The sequence below is a fragment of the Pedobacter riviphilus genome, assembly GCF_014692875.1.
GTDB classification, from domain to species: Bacteria; Bacteroidota; Bacteroidia; order Sphingobacteriales; family Sphingobacteriaceae; genus Pedobacter; species Pedobacter riviphilus.
In genome coordinates this window covers 1,355,669-1,374,072 of the sequence record NZ_CP061171.1, presented here as the reverse complement: position 1 = coordinate 1,374,072, position 18,404 = coordinate 1,355,669, and the positions used below count along the sequence as shown (strand labels likewise).

The 18,404-nt window shown below is 40.7% G+C and carries 15 protein-coding genes; 9 read left to right on the top strand and 6 right to left on the bottom strand.

What is annotated here, in order from left to right:
- The 3 genes from H9N25_RS05675 to H9N25_RS05665 all read right to left on the bottom strand — a co-directional run bounded on the left by H9N25_RS05675 (nt 1) and on the right by H9N25_RS05665 (nt 1,677).
- Nucleotides 1-246, bottom strand: a complete 246-nt coding sequence (locus H9N25_RS05675; protein WP_223833605.1) for a DUF4974 domain-containing protein — start codon at nt 244-246, stop codon at nt 1-3.
- A complete protein-coding gene (locus tag H9N25_RS05670; protein WP_190328234.1) occupies nt 243-1,058 on the bottom strand; it encodes a FecR family protein in 816 nt (271 codons plus the stop codon). The genes H9N25_RS05675 and H9N25_RS05670 overlap by 4 nt, the downstream gene beginning before the upstream one ends.
- A 64-nt stretch (nt 1,059-1,122) precedes the next feature.
- On the bottom strand, nt 1,123-1,677 hold the full coding sequence (locus H9N25_RS05665; protein ID WP_190328233.1) for an RNA polymerase sigma factor: 555 nt from the start codon (nt 1,675-1,677) through the stop codon (nt 1,123-1,125).
- Nucleotides 1,678-2,168: 491 nt separating this feature from the next.
- Here H9N25_RS05665 and H9N25_RS05660 point away from each other — a divergent pair, with 491 nt between their 5' ends.
- Nucleotides 2,169-2,825 (top strand): hypothetical protein, encoded by a 657-nt coding sequence (locus H9N25_RS05660; protein WP_167293795.1) that lies wholly within the window; start codon nt 2,169-2,171, stop codon nt 2,823-2,825.
- 341 nt (nt 2,826-3,166) lie between these two features.
- Here the strand turns inward: H9N25_RS05660 and H9N25_RS05655 are convergent, their stop codons facing one another.
- Nucleotides 3,167-4,165, bottom strand: coding sequence for a LacI family DNA-binding transcriptional regulator (locus H9N25_RS05655; protein WP_167293794.1), 999 nt, complete (start codon nt 4,163-4,165; stop codon nt 3,167-3,169).
- Between the two features lie 363 nt (nt 4,166-4,528).
- Between H9N25_RS05655 and H9N25_RS05650 the strand changes: the two genes are divergently transcribed.
- The 8 genes from H9N25_RS05650 to H9N25_RS05620 all read left to right on the top strand — a co-directional run bounded on the left by H9N25_RS05650 (nt 4,529) and on the right by H9N25_RS05620 (nt 15,670).
- On the top strand, nt 4,529-6,268 hold the full coding sequence (locus H9N25_RS05650) for a glycoside hydrolase family 13 protein (protein ID WP_223833604.1): 1,740 nt from the start codon (nt 4,529-4,531) through the stop codon (nt 6,266-6,268).
- Between the two features lie 15 nt (nt 6,269-6,283).
- Complete coding sequence (locus H9N25_RS05645) at nt 6,284-7,627, top strand: MFS transporter (protein WP_190328231.1); 1,344 nt, start codon at nt 6,284-6,286, stop codon at nt 7,625-7,627.
- Between the two features lie 3 nt (nt 7,628-7,630).
- Nucleotides 7,631-8,815, top strand: coding sequence for a glycoside hydrolase 100 family protein (locus H9N25_RS05640; protein WP_190328230.1), 1,185 nt, complete (start codon nt 7,631-7,633; stop codon nt 8,813-8,815).
- A 1-nt stretch (nt 8,816) separates the two neighbouring features.
- Nucleotides 8,817-9,752, top strand: coding sequence for a carbohydrate kinase family protein (locus H9N25_RS05635; protein WP_190328229.1), 936 nt, complete (start codon nt 8,817-8,819; stop codon nt 9,750-9,752).
- A 128-nt stretch (nt 9,753-9,880) separates the two neighbouring features.
- A complete protein-coding gene (locus H9N25_RS05630) occupies nt 9,881-12,934 on the top strand; it encodes a SusC/RagA family TonB-linked outer membrane protein (RefSeq protein ID WP_223833603.1) in 3,054 nt (1,017 codons plus the stop codon).
- Nucleotides 12,935-12,951: 17 nt separating this feature from the next.
- Nucleotides 12,952-13,428: a hypothetical protein gene (locus H9N25_RS24375; RefSeq protein WP_223833602.1), complete on the top strand. Its 477-nt coding sequence runs from the start codon at nt 12,952-12,954 to the stop codon at nt 13,426-13,428.
- A complete protein-coding gene (locus H9N25_RS05625) occupies nt 13,425-14,459 on the top strand; it encodes a RagB/SusD family nutrient uptake outer membrane protein (RefSeq protein WP_223833601.1) in 1,035 nt (344 codons plus the stop codon). Before H9N25_RS24375 ends, H9N25_RS05625 begins: the two co-directional genes overlap by 4 nt.
- An 872-nt stretch (nt 14,460-15,331) precedes the next feature.
- Complete coding sequence (locus tag H9N25_RS05620) at nt 15,332-15,670, top strand: hypothetical protein (RefSeq protein ID WP_190328228.1); 339 nt, start codon at nt 15,332-15,334, stop codon at nt 15,668-15,670.
- A 122-nt stretch (nt 15,671-15,792) separates the two neighbouring features.
- Here H9N25_RS05620 and H9N25_RS05615 read toward each other — a convergent pair whose 3' ends face one another.
- Together H9N25_RS05615 and H9N25_RS05610 are read right to left on the bottom strand one after the other, a co-directional pair.
- A complete protein-coding gene (locus tag H9N25_RS05615) occupies nt 15,793-17,445 on the bottom strand; it encodes a sodium:solute symporter family protein (protein ID WP_190328227.1) in 1,653 nt (550 codons plus the stop codon).
- Between the two features lie 59 nt (nt 17,446-17,504).
- Nucleotides 17,505-18,380, bottom strand: a complete 876-nt coding sequence (locus H9N25_RS05610) for an SMP-30/gluconolactonase/LRE family protein (RefSeq protein WP_190328226.1) — start codon at nt 18,378-18,380, stop codon at nt 17,505-17,507.
- Between the last annotated feature and the right edge of the window lie 24 nt (nt 18,381-18,404).

Here is an 18,404-nt window from a genome sequence, read left to right as displayed (position 1 = left end):
CTAACGTTCAGGTTTACTAGCCTTTTCTATTTGGCCACGGATCTGATATCCTAATCCATCGCGTTGAACGGTGATTTCGTTTATGGAAGCAATGATTTTTAAAATTTCCATTGGGGTTTCCTTTCCACTAAAACTTCCTGTGAAGTATTTATTCTCGACCTCGCTTTGTTGGAAATCTATTTTGATTTGATAGGCGAGTTCCATCTGTTTAAACACCTCGCTTAGCGGGGTATTTACGATCCTCATACCCTTAGCCAAAGCCCGGGAACAAGATTACTGATCACCCCCAGGCGTTTGTCTATAGCACCATCGAAATCTCCGCTAAAGGTTGATAACCTCTGGGTTTTCTTATCTAAACTAGTGGTGTAGCGCTGGCCGGGCTTTAAAAAGTCTGAACGTTTCTTGCTCTTTTGATCAAAGGCATCTACTACCACTTTCCCCTCATAGAGTTTAACATCAACGCCGCTTTTTAACTCGGCAACTGTAAATTTCGTACCCAGGGCTGTGGTGGCAATATTTTTTGCCCATACAGTGAATGGATGCACCTTATCTTTTGCAATCTCAAAGGCTGCTTTTCCTGTTTTTAAAAATATTTTTCTATTGCTACCAAAGTTTTCCGGATATGAAATAGCTGCACCTGGGGACAAGGTGATTATGCTACCATCAGGCATGCTAAACTTCAGGTATCCAGTTGTTTTATTGCTCGCTGTCTTTAGCGCTAACTGGCTATTGGTAATATCGCCGTGGTTTTTATCGCCTGAGGGTAAGCGAAAATAAATTAAGCCCAAAACCAGTACGAGACTTGCCGCAAGGCTTAGCGGTTTCCATAACTGTATTATTTTCTTTCTTGGACGAGTAGCTGCGTAAACGCCAGCCCATATTTCATCTTTTAGCTGATCGGATTTGCCGGAAAGGACTTCGGCTTTATCCCATTCTTTGGCGTTTAGCTGTTCGTCAACTAAATCGGGATTTTCCATGAGGATGCGGTCAATAAGAATCTCTTCCTCTCTGCTGCATTCATTTCTTAAGAATTTTTTGATCAGCTCTATTTGGTCCATGTGAAGCTTTTTAGATACATGTACGCTGGACTTTGACGATCTCCCTACCGGGGATTAAAAAAAATTAATTTAGAAATCCAGAACCTGTGATGGCTGCCCAGATAGAGAGTTGCAGAATCTTGCGCAGCTGGATATTGGCTTTAACCAGCTGGCTGTCTATGGTCTTTGTTGAAATACCGAGCTTTTCTGCTATTTCCTTATAGGAATAACCTTGTATATGCCTTAGCTCAAATATTTCTTTTCTCTTTGGCGGTAGTTTGTCTATTGCCCAATAAAGATGGTTTGTGATATCGGTCTGATGATTGATCTGGTCCCAGCTACTATCTGTAGCCTCAGGGGAATTTGAGAAAATATATTCCCTTTTTCGCATTTCTGCCCTTAGCCAATCGATCAGTACCTGTTTTGTTTTGCGGAATATTTGGGTATCTAATGGAATTTCATCTGACAAACTGATCCGGTAGGTCCATAGCTTGATAAAAACCAGCTGTGTCAGATCTTTTGCCTGGTCAGCATCCCTTGTTTTGTTTACTAAATAACGATAGACCTTTTCCCATGAGCTTTCGAATACTGCTTTGAAAGCAACATCAGATCCGGTTTTCAGGGCATTGATTTTTTCCATTTTTTTTTAAGTAACTAAAGTGGGAAATTACGGCTTTACTAGGTTTAGAGGATTAAACCGGAACATTAAATTTTTGTTAATAAATTGATCCGTGACAAACTTCGTATCTGCCAATTAAGTTGGGGCAAAGATTGCCAGAGAGATTACTCCCCTGCAGCTACTCACGTGTATCTGCAACAATAACAAAAAGTTAGATCCTAAATTATCCTAGTGGCTTGTAAAACCGCAAACAAATTAACACATTGCTTTGATAATGAAATACGCAAACGTTTGTTCATTTTTCAACTGGTATTTTTGGGTGTGTATTTCAACAAAAGTAATCAGTCCGTTTCGAACTAAACTGTACGCGAATTTGATTGCCTGGCAATTACCTAGAAGAACCAAAATTATTCGTCCAGTAAATCTAGAACAAGACAGTTCATTAAATAGCCGTAAAAGGTCGAATAAAATAATGGTATTTTTGATAAACGAAAAACGAATAAAAATGAGTCATGAAAAACTTTATCAAAGATATTCCTAAGTATGACCTAAAGAATTTTAAAACTGTTCACAGGGAAAAAGAAAAAACTTCTCCTTTTGGTTACAACCATATTCAGGATTCTAAAATTGTACGCGGCTTTGAAATGTATTCCAGTGAAGGTCTTGTAAATTCTATAGGGCCATTAAAATCAGATTTTTATCGTGTAAGCATTACCGTCAAAGGTTCCCTGGATATGAAGATTGGTTTAGAGAATTTTCGCCATCAACCCCTAACCTTAGCGTTCACGTTTCCCAACCAGATTTTTTCAAAAAAAAATATTGCATCGGACGCGTTCGGTTATTATATACTTTTTAATTCCGATTTTCTGAACGATATAATTCCTGCCATTAAAATAGCCGATGAGTTTCCATTTTACCATTCTTTTGGCAAACCTGTTTTTCAGGTCGCAGCTGAAGAACTGGATGTAATGCTTGAACTGCTGATGAAAATAAATGATGAACTACAGGGTGAAAAAGTAGGAAGGGAAAAGGCAATCAAGATATATTTGTATTTATTGTTACTAGAAGCGAAAAGAAGCTATAAAAGGCAGCAGCTTGAAGATGAAAACGACGACCATCCGGAAAGCTATAAGCTCACCAATCGCTTCAAAACCTTGCTTGAGAATTGAACAAGTCCGTATTTCATAAAGAGGGTCGCCAGTTCTCTACTCGCGAGCACCTCATTTATACCGACGAGCGGCACCAAACAAAACATAAGCCTATACCAACAGATGAATGCACATTATAAAAAGAGAAATACATTCATTATAGCTTAACATTTTGTCCGCAAGATACTGAGTTGGTCTTTATCTGAAATATTTTTTCCTTTCGAAAACAGTGTTAAGAGTGTTGAAATTGACGAAAAATACCTTATGATTTCGCCAAAAGCCACTTATGGGTAAAAAAGCAGAACGGTACAAAGGACAGTAGGTATCCAGCTAGCAAAGCTTGTTGCATTGCAGAATACAAATTAGAGTGAGCCTCCTGGCACCAAAATTGATTCATCAATTATGGTTTGCACGAATGAACTACCGGCAATGCATTTCATCATTCTACTAAAAGCCAGCTTACCAAGCTTAAATCCGCTGGTTTCGGCATAAGTGATTTCGGGATAAAAAATTTGCGGGATCATTCCATCACTTATGGCAATAACCCCTAAATCTTCGGGCGCTTTAACCCCTATTCTTTGGATCGCCTTCATTGCTCCAGCCAGTATCTCATCACTCATGCAGAAAACCACAAACTCTTTTTTTATACCTGTGGAAAGCGCTTTCAATACTTTTTTTTCAGTTTCTTCTGAACTCGAGGCATGAATAATCTCTAAAGAAATATCGGGATCTCGATCATATATGCAGGCGGTAAACCGTTCCAAACGCGTTTTGGTGATCGACATATTCCGATCGCCAAAAATTGCCATGATGTTTTTTTTACCTTTTTTTAAAATTTCACCCGCAGCCAGTTCAGCAGCATGGGCATCACCTACACATATCTTATTACAGGATTCGTAATTTGGCACTTTATCAAAAAAAATAACAGGGATTCCCTGTACATCAAGTTTGAGAAAAGGTTCCATATCCTTTGTCTGAGCAGTTATGGCTATAAATATCCCTGATACCCTTTTATGCCTACAGCTTTTTAATATTTCGAGTTCTATTGCCGGATCATTGGAAGAGCGGTAAATAATAACTGAATAGCCATAAATCCGTGCATCTTCTTCTATTGAGCTAATAAATGAATGATAAAAATAATTGGAGAGACTCGGCACAACAATAGCAAATTCCTTGCTGCTATGCGTACGGAGGTTAACTGCATATGGATTGGGATCATATTCGATCAGCTTTGCCAGTTCATTCACTTTCCTTTTTGTTTCCGGGGAAATATCTGGATGATCTTTAAGTGCCCTTGAAACCGTTGATATACTCACGTTTAATTTTTCGGCAATTTTTTTAAGCGTAGGGTTCAGCCTCATCGTCATATATTTTTTTACCCAAATATAAGTTTTCAACAACAAACATTTCCGCAAATGTTTCCGCAAACGTTTGCAGTCGACTTACCCCTAAATCCAGGTTTAAAACTATTGATCTGCACTATCTTCGTTATAAGATCGTGGAAATGTTTATACAGCAGCAATTAAGCTGAATCAACCCGATTTACTAACCAAGTAACAATACTATTTATTATGCTTTAAAATAGACAAAGCAAAAGTTACAGACAAGTTAAATTAATAAATACAATACATACTTACATGTACTACATTTTTAGTAATTTAACAAAAACTGTATTCAAGAAATAAGTTATGAGATATATAAAATCCTTTTTAATTTTTTCATTTGTGGCAGTTTCAATAACTCTTTTTGGGCAAATACCAAAAGCTGGTGTACCAAACCAAAGGAAAGAATCGCCATTTACAGCAATCAAAAACCGTACATGGTGGAAAGAGGCTATAGTTTATCAGATTTATCCAAGGAGTTTTAAGGATAGCAACGGCGATGGAATCGGTGACTTGAACGGAATTATTTCTAAGCTAGACTACATTAAGAGCTTGGGAATAGATGTGGTATGGTTAAATCCTATTTTCTCTTCTCCCAATGATGACAATGGGTACGACATCAGTGATTACCGAAACATCATGAAAGAGTTCGGCACAATGGACGATTTCGACAGACTTTTAAAGGGCTTACACCAGAGAAATATTAAACTGGTACTGGATATGGTGCTTAACCATAGCAGCGACGAGCATGATTGGTTTAAGCAGTCAAGATCTTCAAGAACCAGCCCTTATCGGGATTACTACCATTGGTGGACTGCAGAAAAAGGCAAACCAACCCCCAGATACAGTTTCTTTGATGTAAACAGCAATGCCTGGAAATATGATCAGATAACGGACTCCTATTATCTTCATTATTTTTCTGAAAAGCAGCCAGATTTAAACTGGGAGAACCACAAACTCAGAAATGAAATTTACGACATGATGAAGTTCTGGCTGGACAAGGGAATTGACGGTCTTCGTATGGATGCATTTCAATATGTTTCGAAGGATACCCTATGGAAAAAATACCCTGATGGTTATGAAAAAGACATCATCAAATACTATGGTATGGGCCCTAACCTTCACAGCTATCTTCGTGAGATGAACGATTCAGTAACTGGCAAATATAACGTAATGACCGTTGCTGAAGGCGCAGGAAGTACCCTGGCAGATGCACACTCACTTGTAGATGAAGACAGAAAAGAATTGAATATGGCCTACCATTTTGAAGTAATGGATATCGGGAACGATCCCAAAGGCTACAACTTACCTGACCTAAAGAAAGTTTTCACTAAATGGGACAGTTCTTTTGCCAATAAAGGCTGGCTTGCCATTTTTCTTGCAAACCATGATGTGCCAAGAATGGTAAGTAAATACGGAAATGACAGCCCGGCGTTTAGGGAAACTTCTTCTAAACTATTGAGCACTTTGATTATGACCATGCGCGGTACCCCTTTTTATTTTAATGGTGATGAATTGGGCATGTCGAATATCAGGTTCGATAAAATTGAAGACTTCAGGGATATTGCAACTTTAAATGCCTATAAGAATGTGCTTGCCAAAGGAGAAGACCTGAATGCATTTATGAATAAAGAAAAGTTCATTTCAAGGGATAATACACGCACTCCTTTTCAGTGGGATGCCAGTGAAAATGCAGGCTTTACCACAGGACAACCGTGGATTAAGGTGAACCCAAACTATAAAGAAGTTAATGCACAGCGCGAAGAAAGAGACCCGAACAGTGTGCTGGCGTATTTCAAAAAGGTAGTTGCACTCCGTAAATCCTCTCCTGCCCTCATTTATGGATCGTATAAGATCTATGATATCGATCATCCGCAGGTTTACTGTTATCTCCGGAGCCAAGGGAACGAAAAGATATTGGTTATTTTAAATTTCTCCAACCATAATGTGAATTATCCGATTGATAAGGGCATCAATACGAGTTTATCCAAATTGGTACTCAGCAACTATAAAACCGCCGAAATAAAGGATCACAAAATCGATCTGTTACCGTGGCAATCTGTAGTGTATAAAATCAATTAACATTTAGAAAAACCCATGATTGTAGCTACAGAAAAAAAGGCAAAAAGTATTTCATCAGGAATCAAACTAAATTTTGGTGCCATTATCGCCATGAATTTCGGTTTTTTTGGGATCCAGTACAGTTTTGGCCTACAGCAGACCAATATGACGCCGATCTATTCTTACCTCGGTGCCAATGCTGACCAGATTCCGCTATTAAATTTAGCCGGACCGATGACCGGTCTGCTTGTTCAACCGATAATCGGCGCCATGAGTGATAAAACCACCAGCAGGTTTGGCCGCAGAAGACCATATTTCCTTATCGGTGCAATAATCTGCAGTATCTGTCTGTTTGCCATGCCTTACAGCAGTTCGGTATGGATGGCGGCCAGTATTTTATGGATTTTAGATGCCGGCAATAACATCACTATGGAACCTTATCGCGCATTTGTGAGCGACAAACTTCCACCAGAGCAGCATGCGCTTGGTTTTTTAACTCAAAGTTTCTTTACCGGATTGGGCATAACCCTGGCCAACCTTACCCCGGGCATTTTAATAACCCTTGGCATTTTGGGCATAAACGACAGAAGTTCAAACCATATTCCCTATACTACTTATGCTGCTTTTTTTATCGGCGGCATTGTTTCAATCGGCTCGATTATGTTTAGCTGTTTAACAACTAAGGAAGCACCGCTCCCCGATGCAGAAATTCAAAGAATCAAACAACTTCCAAACGGGGTGGCCAGTATTTTCAAAGATATTATTGCTGCATTTAAAGTGATGCCCATCACCATGCGGAAACTTGGTATAGTTTATCTCTTCAATTGGTACGGCATGTTTGTTTACTGGCAATTTATTACGCTCTGCCTCGCTAAAACAATTTATAAGACCACAGATCCGGCATCAGATGGATTTGCGTCTGCCCAACTGCTCACCGGAACGGTAAATGGAGGTTATAATGTGGTTACTTTCCTGGTGGCTTTCCCATTGGCCTTTTTTGCCAGAAAAATTACTTCACGGAAAGTCCACTTTTTAAGCCTTGTCCTGGGAGGCCTCTCCTTAATGGCCTTGCCTACGGTCAGTAATCCGGGGCTATTATTTATACCGATCATAGGCCTGGGGATTGCTTGGGCAAGTATGATGGGCACACCCTATGCCATGTTGGCCGGAAGTATCCCAAAAGAAAAAACGGGCATTTTTATGGGGATACTGAACATGTTTATTGTTTTACCGATGCTACTGGAAACCATTAGTTTCAAATACATCTACCGTTACCTGCTGCAATACAACCCTGGAAATGCCATTTTATTTGCCGGGGTGCTTATTGCCATTAGCGGCGTAATGGTTTTATCGATAAAAAAAACAGAAAGTAAACTTTAAATAATGGTTGATCAAATTGCATACCATAGAGCCATAAACCTTTTGCACCAGGCGTCAACACCTTTTGGCTTTGTTGCTGCCGTGCAGGAACATGATAACTACAAGCGCGTGTGGACCAGGGATGGTGTAATTACGGCCGTTGCAGCAATGCTTACGGGCGAGAAAAAATTAATTGAAACAGCAGAATTAACTATTAAAACGCTCTTCAGCAATCAGCACACCAACGGTTTTATGCCATCCAATGTCTCCCCTGCTGACGGATCGGTGAGTTTTGGTGGTACAACAGGCCGTGCGGATAACCCAGCATGGGCAGTAATCGGTATTTGTGCCTATACCATCTGTACTGGTGAAAAAGCACTTTATGAGCAATATCAAAATGAAATCGATAAATGTTTTCAGGTAATGGAGGCCTGGGAATTTAACGGTAAACATTTAATGTATGTGCCACAAAGTGGAGACTGGGCAGATGAGTATATCCAACACGGTTATATTCTCTTTGACCAGCTTTTAAGGGTATGGGCACTGAAACTGGCTTCGTCCATCAGCGGAAACAAAAAATGGACCGATAAAAGCGCACATATTATTAAAACCATCAGACAGAATTATTGGAAACATAACGATCAACAGATCAGTTACACGGTAAATTTAAATCATCAGATGAAAGATGGTCCAGACCATTTTTGGTTAATGGGTTTTAACCCATCCAGAATTTATACCTATTTCGATTTACAGGCGAACGTTTTCGCCCTGTTACTGAATTTGGGAGACACCAAGCAAAACGAATCTGTAATCCATTACTTTAAAGCGCTTTACCAGCAAAAAAACCTACTTCTACCATCATTTTATCCAGCTATTAGGGATACGGATGCAGATATGAACGAGCTTAAAAACAACTATGCCTACAGCTTTAGAAATCACCCTGATTATTTTCATAACGGGGGCCTATGGCCCGTTTGGAATGGCTGCTTGGCAGCAGCATTGGCAAAACATGGTGAAACTGAATTTGCTAAAGCAATCACATTGAATATCCATGCAGCTAATGCTAAAGACAGCTTATTTAACGAATGCTTGCATGGGGTAAGCCAAAAACCTTGTGGGGTACCCAACTGCACCTGGAGTGCTGCAGGGGCAATTATTGCCGAACAGGCAGCAACAAGTGAATTATTTAAAACTTTATTTGCCGACTAACATGAAAGATGCCCTCATAAACAATACGCCTGCAAAAACGATCCTGGTGATTGGGGAGCTGCTTGCAGACCTTATTTCAGAAAACAACATCGAATCGCTGGCTTTCGCTTCCAATTTTATAATCAACCAAGGTGGGAGCCCGGCCAATTTAAGTGCTAACCTAAAATGGCTCGGAAACCATACCGAGCTGGTTAGCTGCGTGGGTGAAGATGGATTGGGTGATTACCTCATCAATGAAATGGAAATGGCGGGGCTATCTCCTAAATATTTACAACGCATACCCAAACACCAGACCAGTATCGTACTGGTTGGAAAAAGCACCGGAACGCCTGATTTTATTGCTTATCGCCATGCCGACATGCATATTGCCCGGATTGATGATCAACTGATCGAATCCTCAGCATTGCTCCATACAACGGCCTTTGCACTGAGCAAGGAACCCGCTAAAAGCCATATACTGGAAGCCTTTGCAAAGGCATACCGTTCTGGTAAGTATGTCTCAATAGATTGGAACTATTCGCCCGCCATATGGAATGACGATAACGGAAGGGAAGTGTTTGATCAGATATGCGGTTTTAAACCACTGTTAAAGATCAGTATGGATGATATGGAAAGATTTTTGGATAGGAATTTAACTGTACAAGAATCAATCAACGCACTTAATGGGCTAAATGCTCTGGTAATCTGCCTTACCTGTGGAAAAGATGGCGTTTGGTATAAAGCGAAAAATGGCCCATGGATCCACAAACCGGCACTCACCGTACCATCGGTAGTAAATGTTACAGGCGCAGGAGATGCATTTTGGGCAGGTTTTTTATCTCATTTCATCCAGGAAAAATCCATTGAAAAGTGCATAGATCATGCGCTTTCAATTGCCAGAAAAAAAATAGAAAGCGCTGGAGCACTTTACAAAACCGAGCACATTGCTAAAATCTAGGCAAACACAATATTAACTAACTAAAACTAAACATCATGAACAAGAGCAGAAAAAACAAATCACCTTAGGTTTAACTGACCACCTTAATAAGATCAGTTAATTTTTCTAACCAAAATCATAAATCAACTATGAACATTACTTTACCAAAAAGCAATTGGGCCGTTCAATCCAACAAACCCAAATTGTATTTTTTGCAGCAACTTATTGTGATAAGTTGCTGCATGCTGCTGCTCAGCGCATCGGCTTTTGCACAAAGTGTAATCAAAGGCACCGTGCTCGACAGTGATAAATTACCTATGGCCGGTGTAACCATACAGGTAAAACCAGGCACTGCAAAGGCACAGACAGATACTGAGGGAAAATATTCCATCACTGCCCCAGCGGGCTCTTCACAGCTTGTTTTCAGCTTTGTAGGTATGGAAACCCAAACAGTAAGCATTAATAACCAAACCGTGATCAATATCACCATGGCGTCCTTAAATAACCTGGAGGCAGTTGTAGTTGTGGGTTATGCCTCAGTAAGGAAAAATGATTTGACCGGGGCTGCCACAACTGTCTCGGCAAAAGATTTTAATAAAGGGCCGCTAAATGCACCTGATCAATTGATTCAGGGTAAAGTTGCCGGTGTGCAGATGATCAACAATAGTGGCCAGCCAGGCGGTGCATCAACTGTCCGTATTAGAGGAAACTCTGCTATAACCGGTACCGGACAGCCGCTGTATGTGGTAGATGGTGTTGCTTTGGACGGAAGATCGGCCAGGCCATCAACCAATGCGGGTGTTGCAGGTTTAACTGCCAGCGCAGGTACCGGAACCACCCCGGATGGCAACCCTTTAAACTTTATCAACCCGGCCGATATCGAATCGATGGAAATCCTTAAAGATGCATCGGCAACTGCCATTTATGGTTCGCGTGCGGCTTACGGTGTGGTTTTAATTACCACGAAAAGAGGAAAATCGGGAGAAACGAAAATTGATATCAGCGCATCCGCCGGCGTTGGCAGTATCGCCAGAAAGGTAGATGTTTTAAGCGGGGATGAATACCGGGCAGCATTGAAAAAATACAACCTCACCGCTGGCGATTTTGGCTCTAACGTAGATGCATTGGATGCCATTACCCGTACGGCTTACAATCAGAATTATTCTGTAGGCATTAGCGGGGGCAGCAACGGGAATACTTTCCGTGCATCACTGGGCTATCAGAACCAACAGGGAATTATCAGATCCACCGATTTTAAAAAGTACAGCGCAGGCTTTAACGGTAATTTTAAATTTTTGGAAAGTAAAAAACTGGGGCTGGATGTTAACATGATCAGCAACCAGTACCTAGAGAATATTGCCCCAATCACTACTGATGCGGGTTTTACAGGTAGTCTGATCAGTCAGGCTTTATCCTGGAACCCCACACAGTCGTTTTACAAACCGGATGGTAGCCTGTTCATAGATTATGGCTCTACAACTATCAATCCACTTGCTGCCCTGGCCGCAAACAGTGATAAGACCAAGGTATCTACCATTTTGGGCAGTGTTTCTCCGTATTACAAAATCGCCCCATGGCTGGAATACCGGATGCTGGCAAGCGTAAATTACAGTAGCGGGATAAGGAGGGCGTCGACAAGAAGTTTTCTTAACTTACAGGGCATACAGCCAGATGGTAATTTCCTTGGCGGTTTTGCAAGTTATTCAACCACCGAACTTATTACCCAGCAGTTCACAAACACCTTGAACTTTAACAAAGAAGTTGTAAACAAACTGAATCTAAATGCCATCATCGGTTATGAATATTCAAATTTCATCAATAAAGGAACAATCAATACCGCTACGGGCTTTGGCGATATCGCGGCGGATTATACAGATGCATTCCAGACTACCGCGCCTGCAAACCGTACATTTGCGGCTTTTAACAATCCCACAACCCAATTACAGTCTTATTTTGCAAGGGCGATCTTCAATTACGACAGTAAATATATATTAACAGCTACTTTCAGGGCAGATGGTTCGACCAAATTCGGAAAATCTAACCGTTATGGTTATTTCCCATCTTTTGCCGCTGCCTGGGATATCAAAAAAGAAGCATTCCTTAGTGATGCTGGCTGGTTAGACCAGCTGAAATTCAGGGTTGGTTATGGCAAGACCGGTAACCAGGATTTCCCATCAGGATCTGCACAACAACGTTATGATTTTGGCAACACCAATGGCCAGCCGACCTTAATTGCCATTAACAATGCAAACCCGAACCTAAAATGGCAATCTGACAAACAGGCAAACGTTGGGGTTGATTTTGGTTTTCTGGGAAATAAGCTTACCGGATCCATTGATTATTTTAACAAAACCACCAACGACTTGTTATTTCCCCAGATTTCGTTCGTACCTGCTGTCGGGGGGAATGTACCTACATGGGTCAACCTGCCTGGGCAGATCATCAACAAAGGGCTGGAGTTGAGCCTTAATGGAACGATTATCGACAACGACAACGTTACATGGAGTTTAGCCGGTAATGCAACTTTCATTAAAAACAAAGTCCAGAACATATCGGGAATTATCAAAACAGGTGCACTAAACGGCCAGGGTTTGAGCGGGGTAACTACTGAAGTAATCCAAAACGGCTTGCCATTGTTTGCAATGGTTACCAGACAGTATAACGGTTTAGACGCAAATGGATTCTCCCAGTATACCGATGATGGTTTTACCAATTATTATGTAGGCAACCCCAACCCTAAGGTAATTATGGGATTAAGCACAAATGTAAGGTATAAGAAACTTTCTTTTTCGGCCAACTTTAACGGCGCATTCGGTCAGAGCATTTACAATAATACGGCAAATTCGGTGTTGGCCATTTCAAATTTAGGCACGCGCAATGTTTCCGCTGCACTGGTTAACCAATCCATTACAGAATCACTTGCCAACCCTATTGCAGCATCATCAAGGTATATCGAAAAAGGAGACTATGTAAAACTGGCCAATGCAACCATCAGTTATAATATCGGCAACATCGGCAAGTCGATCAAATCCCTGAACATCTATGTTAACGGACAAAACCTCTTTGTAATTACCAACTATACGGGTTTCGATCCTGAGGTAAACGTAAACAAAAGTGTAAGTGGAGTGCCCTCTGCCGGTATAGATTATACGGCCTACCCTACTGCCAGGACTTTCAATTTTGGTGTTAATTTTTCTCTTTAATTTTTAATTGTAAGCACATGAAAAATAAATATATTATCGGTTTTGTAGCGGTTACCTTAAGTTTATCGGGCTGTACCAAACTAAACGAAGATCTGAATGGCCAGGTGGGCAATTCGGGGGTAACATCAGGGAATGTTGCCAGTGTATTGGGCGCGACATATGCTGCCATGATCGGCCCGTATCAGGCACCATGGAACTGGTCTGCCCTGCAGGAAGTAACCTCAGATGAGACAATAGTACCTACGCGGGCAGGCGATTGGGATGATAACGGTGCCTGGCGCGCACTGCATCTGCATAAATGGGCTCCCGATCATTCCAGGATTTCTGATGTATTTAGAGACTTAAACAGCATCAGCTATGTTGCAACAAGTGTTTTGGGTAGCAACCCTACACCAAGCCAGGCAGCACAGGCTCGTTTCTTGCGTGCTTTTGCCCAATTTTCTATATTGGATGGCTGGGGCAGGTACCTTATCGGGACCCAGGTGAAGACGTGACCAAACCATCCAGGGTTAGAAATGCAGCTGATGAGGTAAATTACCTAATCAGCGAGCTGACGGCAATAATCCCGGACCTACCTGCCGGACCTGCAAATGTGGCAAACAAAAATGCCGCCAGAACACTTCTGATGAAAGTATACCTGAACAAGGGTGCTTTTTTAAATCGCGCTGCACCAACTTTTGATGCTGCAGATATGGCAAAGGTAATATCGCTTGCAGATGAAATAGCAACAGGGGGTTATACACTGACGGCAAATTACTTCGACAATTTTGCACCTACCAATGATATTCTATCGAAAGAAAATATATTTACCGCGCAGAATATTGCAGGATCTTCGGGAAGCGACCTGGATGGGATGTGGAAATGTACCCTCCATTACAACCAAAATCCGAACGGCTATAACGGTTTTTCTACCCTATCCAACTTCTACAATAAATTCGAAGCAAGCGATACCAGAAGAGGTGGCACTTATGCCGGGCAAACCAATGTATCAGGCATCAGGGTAGGTTTTTTAGTCGGCCAGCAGTTTGATCAGAACGGGGTAGCGCTGAAAGACAGGAAAGGCAATCCATTAGCTCTCACTCCTGAGGTGAGTATCATCGAACGTGATCCGAACCACCTGGAAGTTGCGGGGATAAGGGTAATCAAATATCCAATCGATTATGCCAATACAGGCTCTAAGAAACCTGATAATGATTGGGTTTATTATCGCTATGCCGATGTATTGTTAATGAAAGCGGAAGCTATGCTTCGCACCTCGCAAACAGCTCAGGCACTCACCATCGTTAACCTGATCAGAACCACAAGGGGAGCCTCTGCATTTACCAGCCTTACTTTAGATAATCTCCTTGATGAAAGAGGAAGGGAACTTTACTGGGAAAGTTTTAGAAGGCAGGATTTGATCCGTTTCGGGAAATTCCTGACCGCCTGGCAGGAAAAACCCGCCAGCGAAGCAAAATATCTGCTATTTCCCATTCCTGATAACCAACTTGGAAATCCGAACCTGATTCAAAACCCAGGCTATTAATTTTTTTTTGCGGATAAGCCTGATCGATTTCAGGCTTATCCGCTATGTAATCTGCGATACCTAGTTTACTGCCTTTTTCCTGAAAAAATGGAATACGATGGAGACTGATATCGAACACTTTTAGCCAACGAAACAACCCAGTATATTTGCCTGAAAAACAAATAGTTAAAGACGGAAAAAGAGGCAAAAACTTTCAAAAAAATCTTTGCCCCTTTACGGGTCGGCAAAAGTTCGGATAAGCAATAAATTTATTGCTGATTTAAAGCGAATAGCAGAACTAGACACTAAGATGACAGAGTATGATGAACTCGGAAGATTAATAAAATTGAGAAAAGAAAAAGAAGCGTTAATCCCAAAAGTTATCGACAAAAAGAAGAAAATTAGAGCTAAAAGAAAATCTAGAAAAGTATTACTTAAAAAGTGGATGATTAATATTTCTGATAATTTTTGAACTGGTCGATAGGTTTAACATTTACTTGAAACAAGATTTAGGTGGGTTTTGACACAAAAACGGGATCGTTTATATTCAAAAATCTGATTCATAAACAATTACACCCCAAGGTTTGACACCCTTTCGGTCTAATGTTACAACGAATGGAAACATCAGCCTTGATATCTAAACCTAAGGGATCGTAGCGGCATCAACTGACTTCACAAAATCATAATGATCTATACTTTATTTCCAATACAATGGGAAAGGGCAATCATCACAAGGATCAACAATATGAAAACAGTTTCACTCTTAGCCACCCGGTTTTGGTTTTGATCTGATATTTATTCCATGCAGATTCTGGCTATTTTCTTATCTTTATTTTAAGAGTTTGTCATAAAAAAATCAGAGAAGAGTTTTTGGTACTTCAAATCAAAAAAACATGAATCGGATTAACAGTTATTTTCTTGTATTGCTCCTCGGCTGCCTGTGCTCAAAAACATATGCGCAAGCCAAGCCGGCATTTGACGGTCCATCCTGGAAACCGCCCTATCAACTTGAACTGGATAACTGGGGCATTGAGCGTTTTCCCATTCCTATAGACTTCGCGCCATCGATCAAATACACCGGTGTGGAAGACACCGATTTAAGTCATTTGGCCCTTGAAGTCAATTATGATGACTTACCTCAGAAATTTAAAGGACAAAGGATAACGGACCTATTGACGGTTGATCGTCCGAAAAATGTTGATACCACAAAATGTATTATTTTACTTATATAGCTCTTTTATTACTTACATGGTGCAGGAAATAGCGATAGCTAAAGATATTTGTCAAAAAATAAAACCTAATATTTCAAAAAAGCTGATGGAAACATCAGCTTTTTTGAATTTTGATGTGTCTATTAAAAAAAGATGGCATTAAATACTACCGTAATAATCAACACAATAACTCCCAAATACAATGGATTAGTATACCAGGTTTTGCTCTTTAAATCTTGTTTTGGTGTTAAGCTGTAAACCAGGCCAACCAGTTCTTTCTCGTCCTTTGCCTTGGTAAATAAGCTAATTACAATGGTAAATGCTAAACATACCGTAAATGAGATCGAAGCAATGGTAAAGGCTTGCCCAGTTGCCGAATAAAAGTCAAATAAATGCACTAGCCATCCACCTTTGCCTTCTGCCACCGATAAACCGTGTGTTATTGCTGCAGCACTTGTACCTAAAAGCAATCCCCAGAAGGCGCCGTGACCTGTAGTACGTTTCCAGAACATGCCCAAAAAGAAAGTGGCAAATAAGGGCGCATTAACGAAACTGAATACCAGTTGCAATAAATCCATAATGCTGTTAAAACCTCGGGCAACGTAAGCCGTAGCGATAGAAATGAGGATTCCGGCAATGGTAGTAGCCTTACCAACCATTAAATAGTGTAAATCAGAAGCTTTTTTCTTGATATGGGTTTGATAGATATCGTAGGTAAATACCGTATTAAAAGCCGTCACATTGCCCGCCATACCGCTCATGAATGAAGCAATTAATGCCGTTATGCCTAAACCAAGCAAACCACTTGGATAAAGTTTCTGCAACAATAAAGGCAGTACCATATTGTAATCTTTATCACCATTTACATTAACGGGCAATTCGAACCCTGTATACTGACCTTGCAAGGCTAATAAAATGATCCCCGGAAGAATCACAATTGCAGGCATCAGAATTTTAGGGAAGGCGGCCAAAATAGGTGTACGCTGTGCCTCATTAAGGTTTCGGGTAGCCATGGCACGTTGTACCACTAAAAAATCAGTACACCAATAGCCAAAGGCCAGAACAAAGCCCAATCCAAAAATCATACTAAAAGCATCTACACCCATTGGGTTATTTGCCGGACTGTCTAGACCTTTCCAAACATGAAGCTTCGCATCATCAACATGCTGAATAATACCAGCAATCCCACCCGCTTTATCTAAACCAATATAAACCAATGGTGCTATACCAATAATGATCAGAAAAAACTGCAAAACTTCGTTATAAATTGCACCGGTTAATCCTCCAGAGAAGGTATAAATTAACACAACACCTGCCGCTAGCCAAATCGAGAAATCAAAATCCCAGCCTAAAATAACCTCCATCAACATGGCCAGTGCATACAATGAAACGCCAGAAGAGAAGACGGTCATTGCAGCAAAAGTAAGCGCATTAAAAGTCCTGGTTTTCTCATCAAACCGTAATTTCAGATATTCGGGTACACTTCGGGCTTTACTACCATAGTAAAACGGCATCATATAAACCCCTAAAAAAATCATCGCTAGAGCAGCACCGAGCCAATAAAAATGCATGGTATACAAACCATATTTTGCACCATTAGCGGCCATGCCCAAAACCTCCTGCGCACCTAAATTGGCGGAGATAAATGCTAAGCAGGTAATCCATAGTGGTATATTATGTGAGCTTAATAAAAAATCGTTACCTGTTTTTATTTTCTTTTTGAGCACTAAACCAATGCCCATTACAATTACAAAGTAAATGGCAATAATCAGGTAATCTATAAATTCTAGTTTCATAACAAAATAGGAAGTATTATTTGGTCAGTATTATTTGTGTTCCGGTAAAATACCGATCACTATAGTTGTTTGTAAAAAGCTGTTGGCAGCCCAGATACATTTAATTTTACCATGAACAAGGATCCGCTGTACGGGTATTTTTTTAATTCTTCTGCACTTAGTCCATCTTTTGCTGTCGTAATCAACATTTGATTCATTTGCTTGCCACCAAAAGCACAACTGGTTACATTAGGTGCATTGATTTCGATCTTCCCTATGCAGGCCCCGTTAAGTGGGTTATACCTATTTACACAACCGCCCCCCCAAATGGCTACCCAAAGCATTCCTTCATTATCGATACACATCCCATCAGCCAGCATATTGGGACCAGTTATTTCTACCACAATTCTTTCATTGCTGATATTCCCAGTAGCCAAATCATAATCAAAGGCTTTAATGTGGTACAGAAAACTATCTACGTAATATAAGGTGCGGTTATCTGGCGACCAACATATGCCATTAGATACACTTGTACCTGCAATTTTCTTTACTAATTTCCCATTGTAACAGTAAAGATTACCGGCACCATGTTTGGCTGTAACATCCATTGTTCCCACCCAAAGTCTGCCTAAAGCATCACAGGCACCATCGTTACTTCGGTTTTCGGCATCCTCTTTAAATTTTGCCAGATTTACCGTTTTACCTGTTGCTAAATTAAGTAACACAATTTTACCTTGTAAAGCCACTAAGAGTTGATCATTTTCGGCAGGTGCCAGCATACCGGGCATAGCAGATATTTTGTGGGTTACTACTTTTCCATCTATCGGGTTGCAGGTACCAATTAATTTGCCTTTGATGTCGATAAACAAGAATTTTTGCCATTCGGCATGCCAGCGAGCACCTTCTCCTAAAATTAAACCTGCTTTATAAAGCACATCTGGCTTCCAAATATCCATCGTATTACTAAAAAATTACCCCTA

Bases quoted from the DNA above. Each gene is read 5' to 3' on its own strand.
- H9N25_RS05675 (WP_223833605.1), bottom strand. From the start codon at position 246: ATGAGGATCGTAAATACCCCGCTAAGCGAGGTGTTTAAACAGATGGAA.
- H9N25_RS05670 (WP_190328234.1), bottom strand. From the start codon at position 1,058: ATGGACCAAATAGAGCTGATCAAAAAATTCTTAAGAAATGAATGCAGC.
- H9N25_RS05630 (WP_223833603.1), top strand. From the start codon at position 9,881: ATGAACATTACTTTACCAAAAAGCAATTGGGCCGTTCAATCCAACAAA.
- H9N25_RS05660 (WP_167293795.1), top strand. From the start codon at position 2,169: ATGAAAAACTTTATCAAAGATATTCCTAAGTATGACCTAAAGAATTTT.
- H9N25_RS05645 (WP_190328231.1), top strand. From the start codon at position 6,284: ATGATTGTAGCTACAGAAAAAAAGGCAAAAAGTATTTCATCAGGAATC.
- H9N25_RS05635 (WP_190328229.1), top strand. From the start codon at position 8,817: ATGAAAGATGCCCTCATAAACAATACGCCTGCAAAAACGATCCTGGTG.
- H9N25_RS05620 (WP_190328228.1), top strand. From the start codon at position 15,332: ATGAATCGGATTAACAGTTATTTTCTTGTATTGCTCCTCGGCTGCCTG.
- H9N25_RS05615 (WP_190328227.1), bottom strand. From the start codon at position 17,445: ATGAAACTAGAATTTATAGATTACCTGATTATTGCCATTTACTTTGTA.
- H9N25_RS24375 (WP_223833602.1), top strand. From the start codon at position 12,952: ATGAAAAATAAATATATTATCGGTTTTGTAGCGGTTACCTTAAGTTTA.
- H9N25_RS05665 (WP_190328233.1), bottom strand. From the start codon at position 1,677: ATGGAAAAAATCAATGCCCTGAAAACCGGATCTGATGTTGCTTTCAAA.
- H9N25_RS05640 (WP_190328230.1), top strand. From the start codon at position 7,631: ATGGTTGATCAAATTGCATACCATAGAGCCATAAACCTTTTGCACCAG.
- H9N25_RS05655 (WP_167293794.1), bottom strand. From the start codon at position 4,165: ATGAGGCTGAACCCTACGCTTAAAAAAATTGCCGAAAAATTAAACGTG.
- H9N25_RS05610 (WP_190328226.1), bottom strand. From the start codon at position 18,380: ATGGATATTTGGAAGCCAGATGTGCTTTATAAAGCAGGTTTAATTTTA.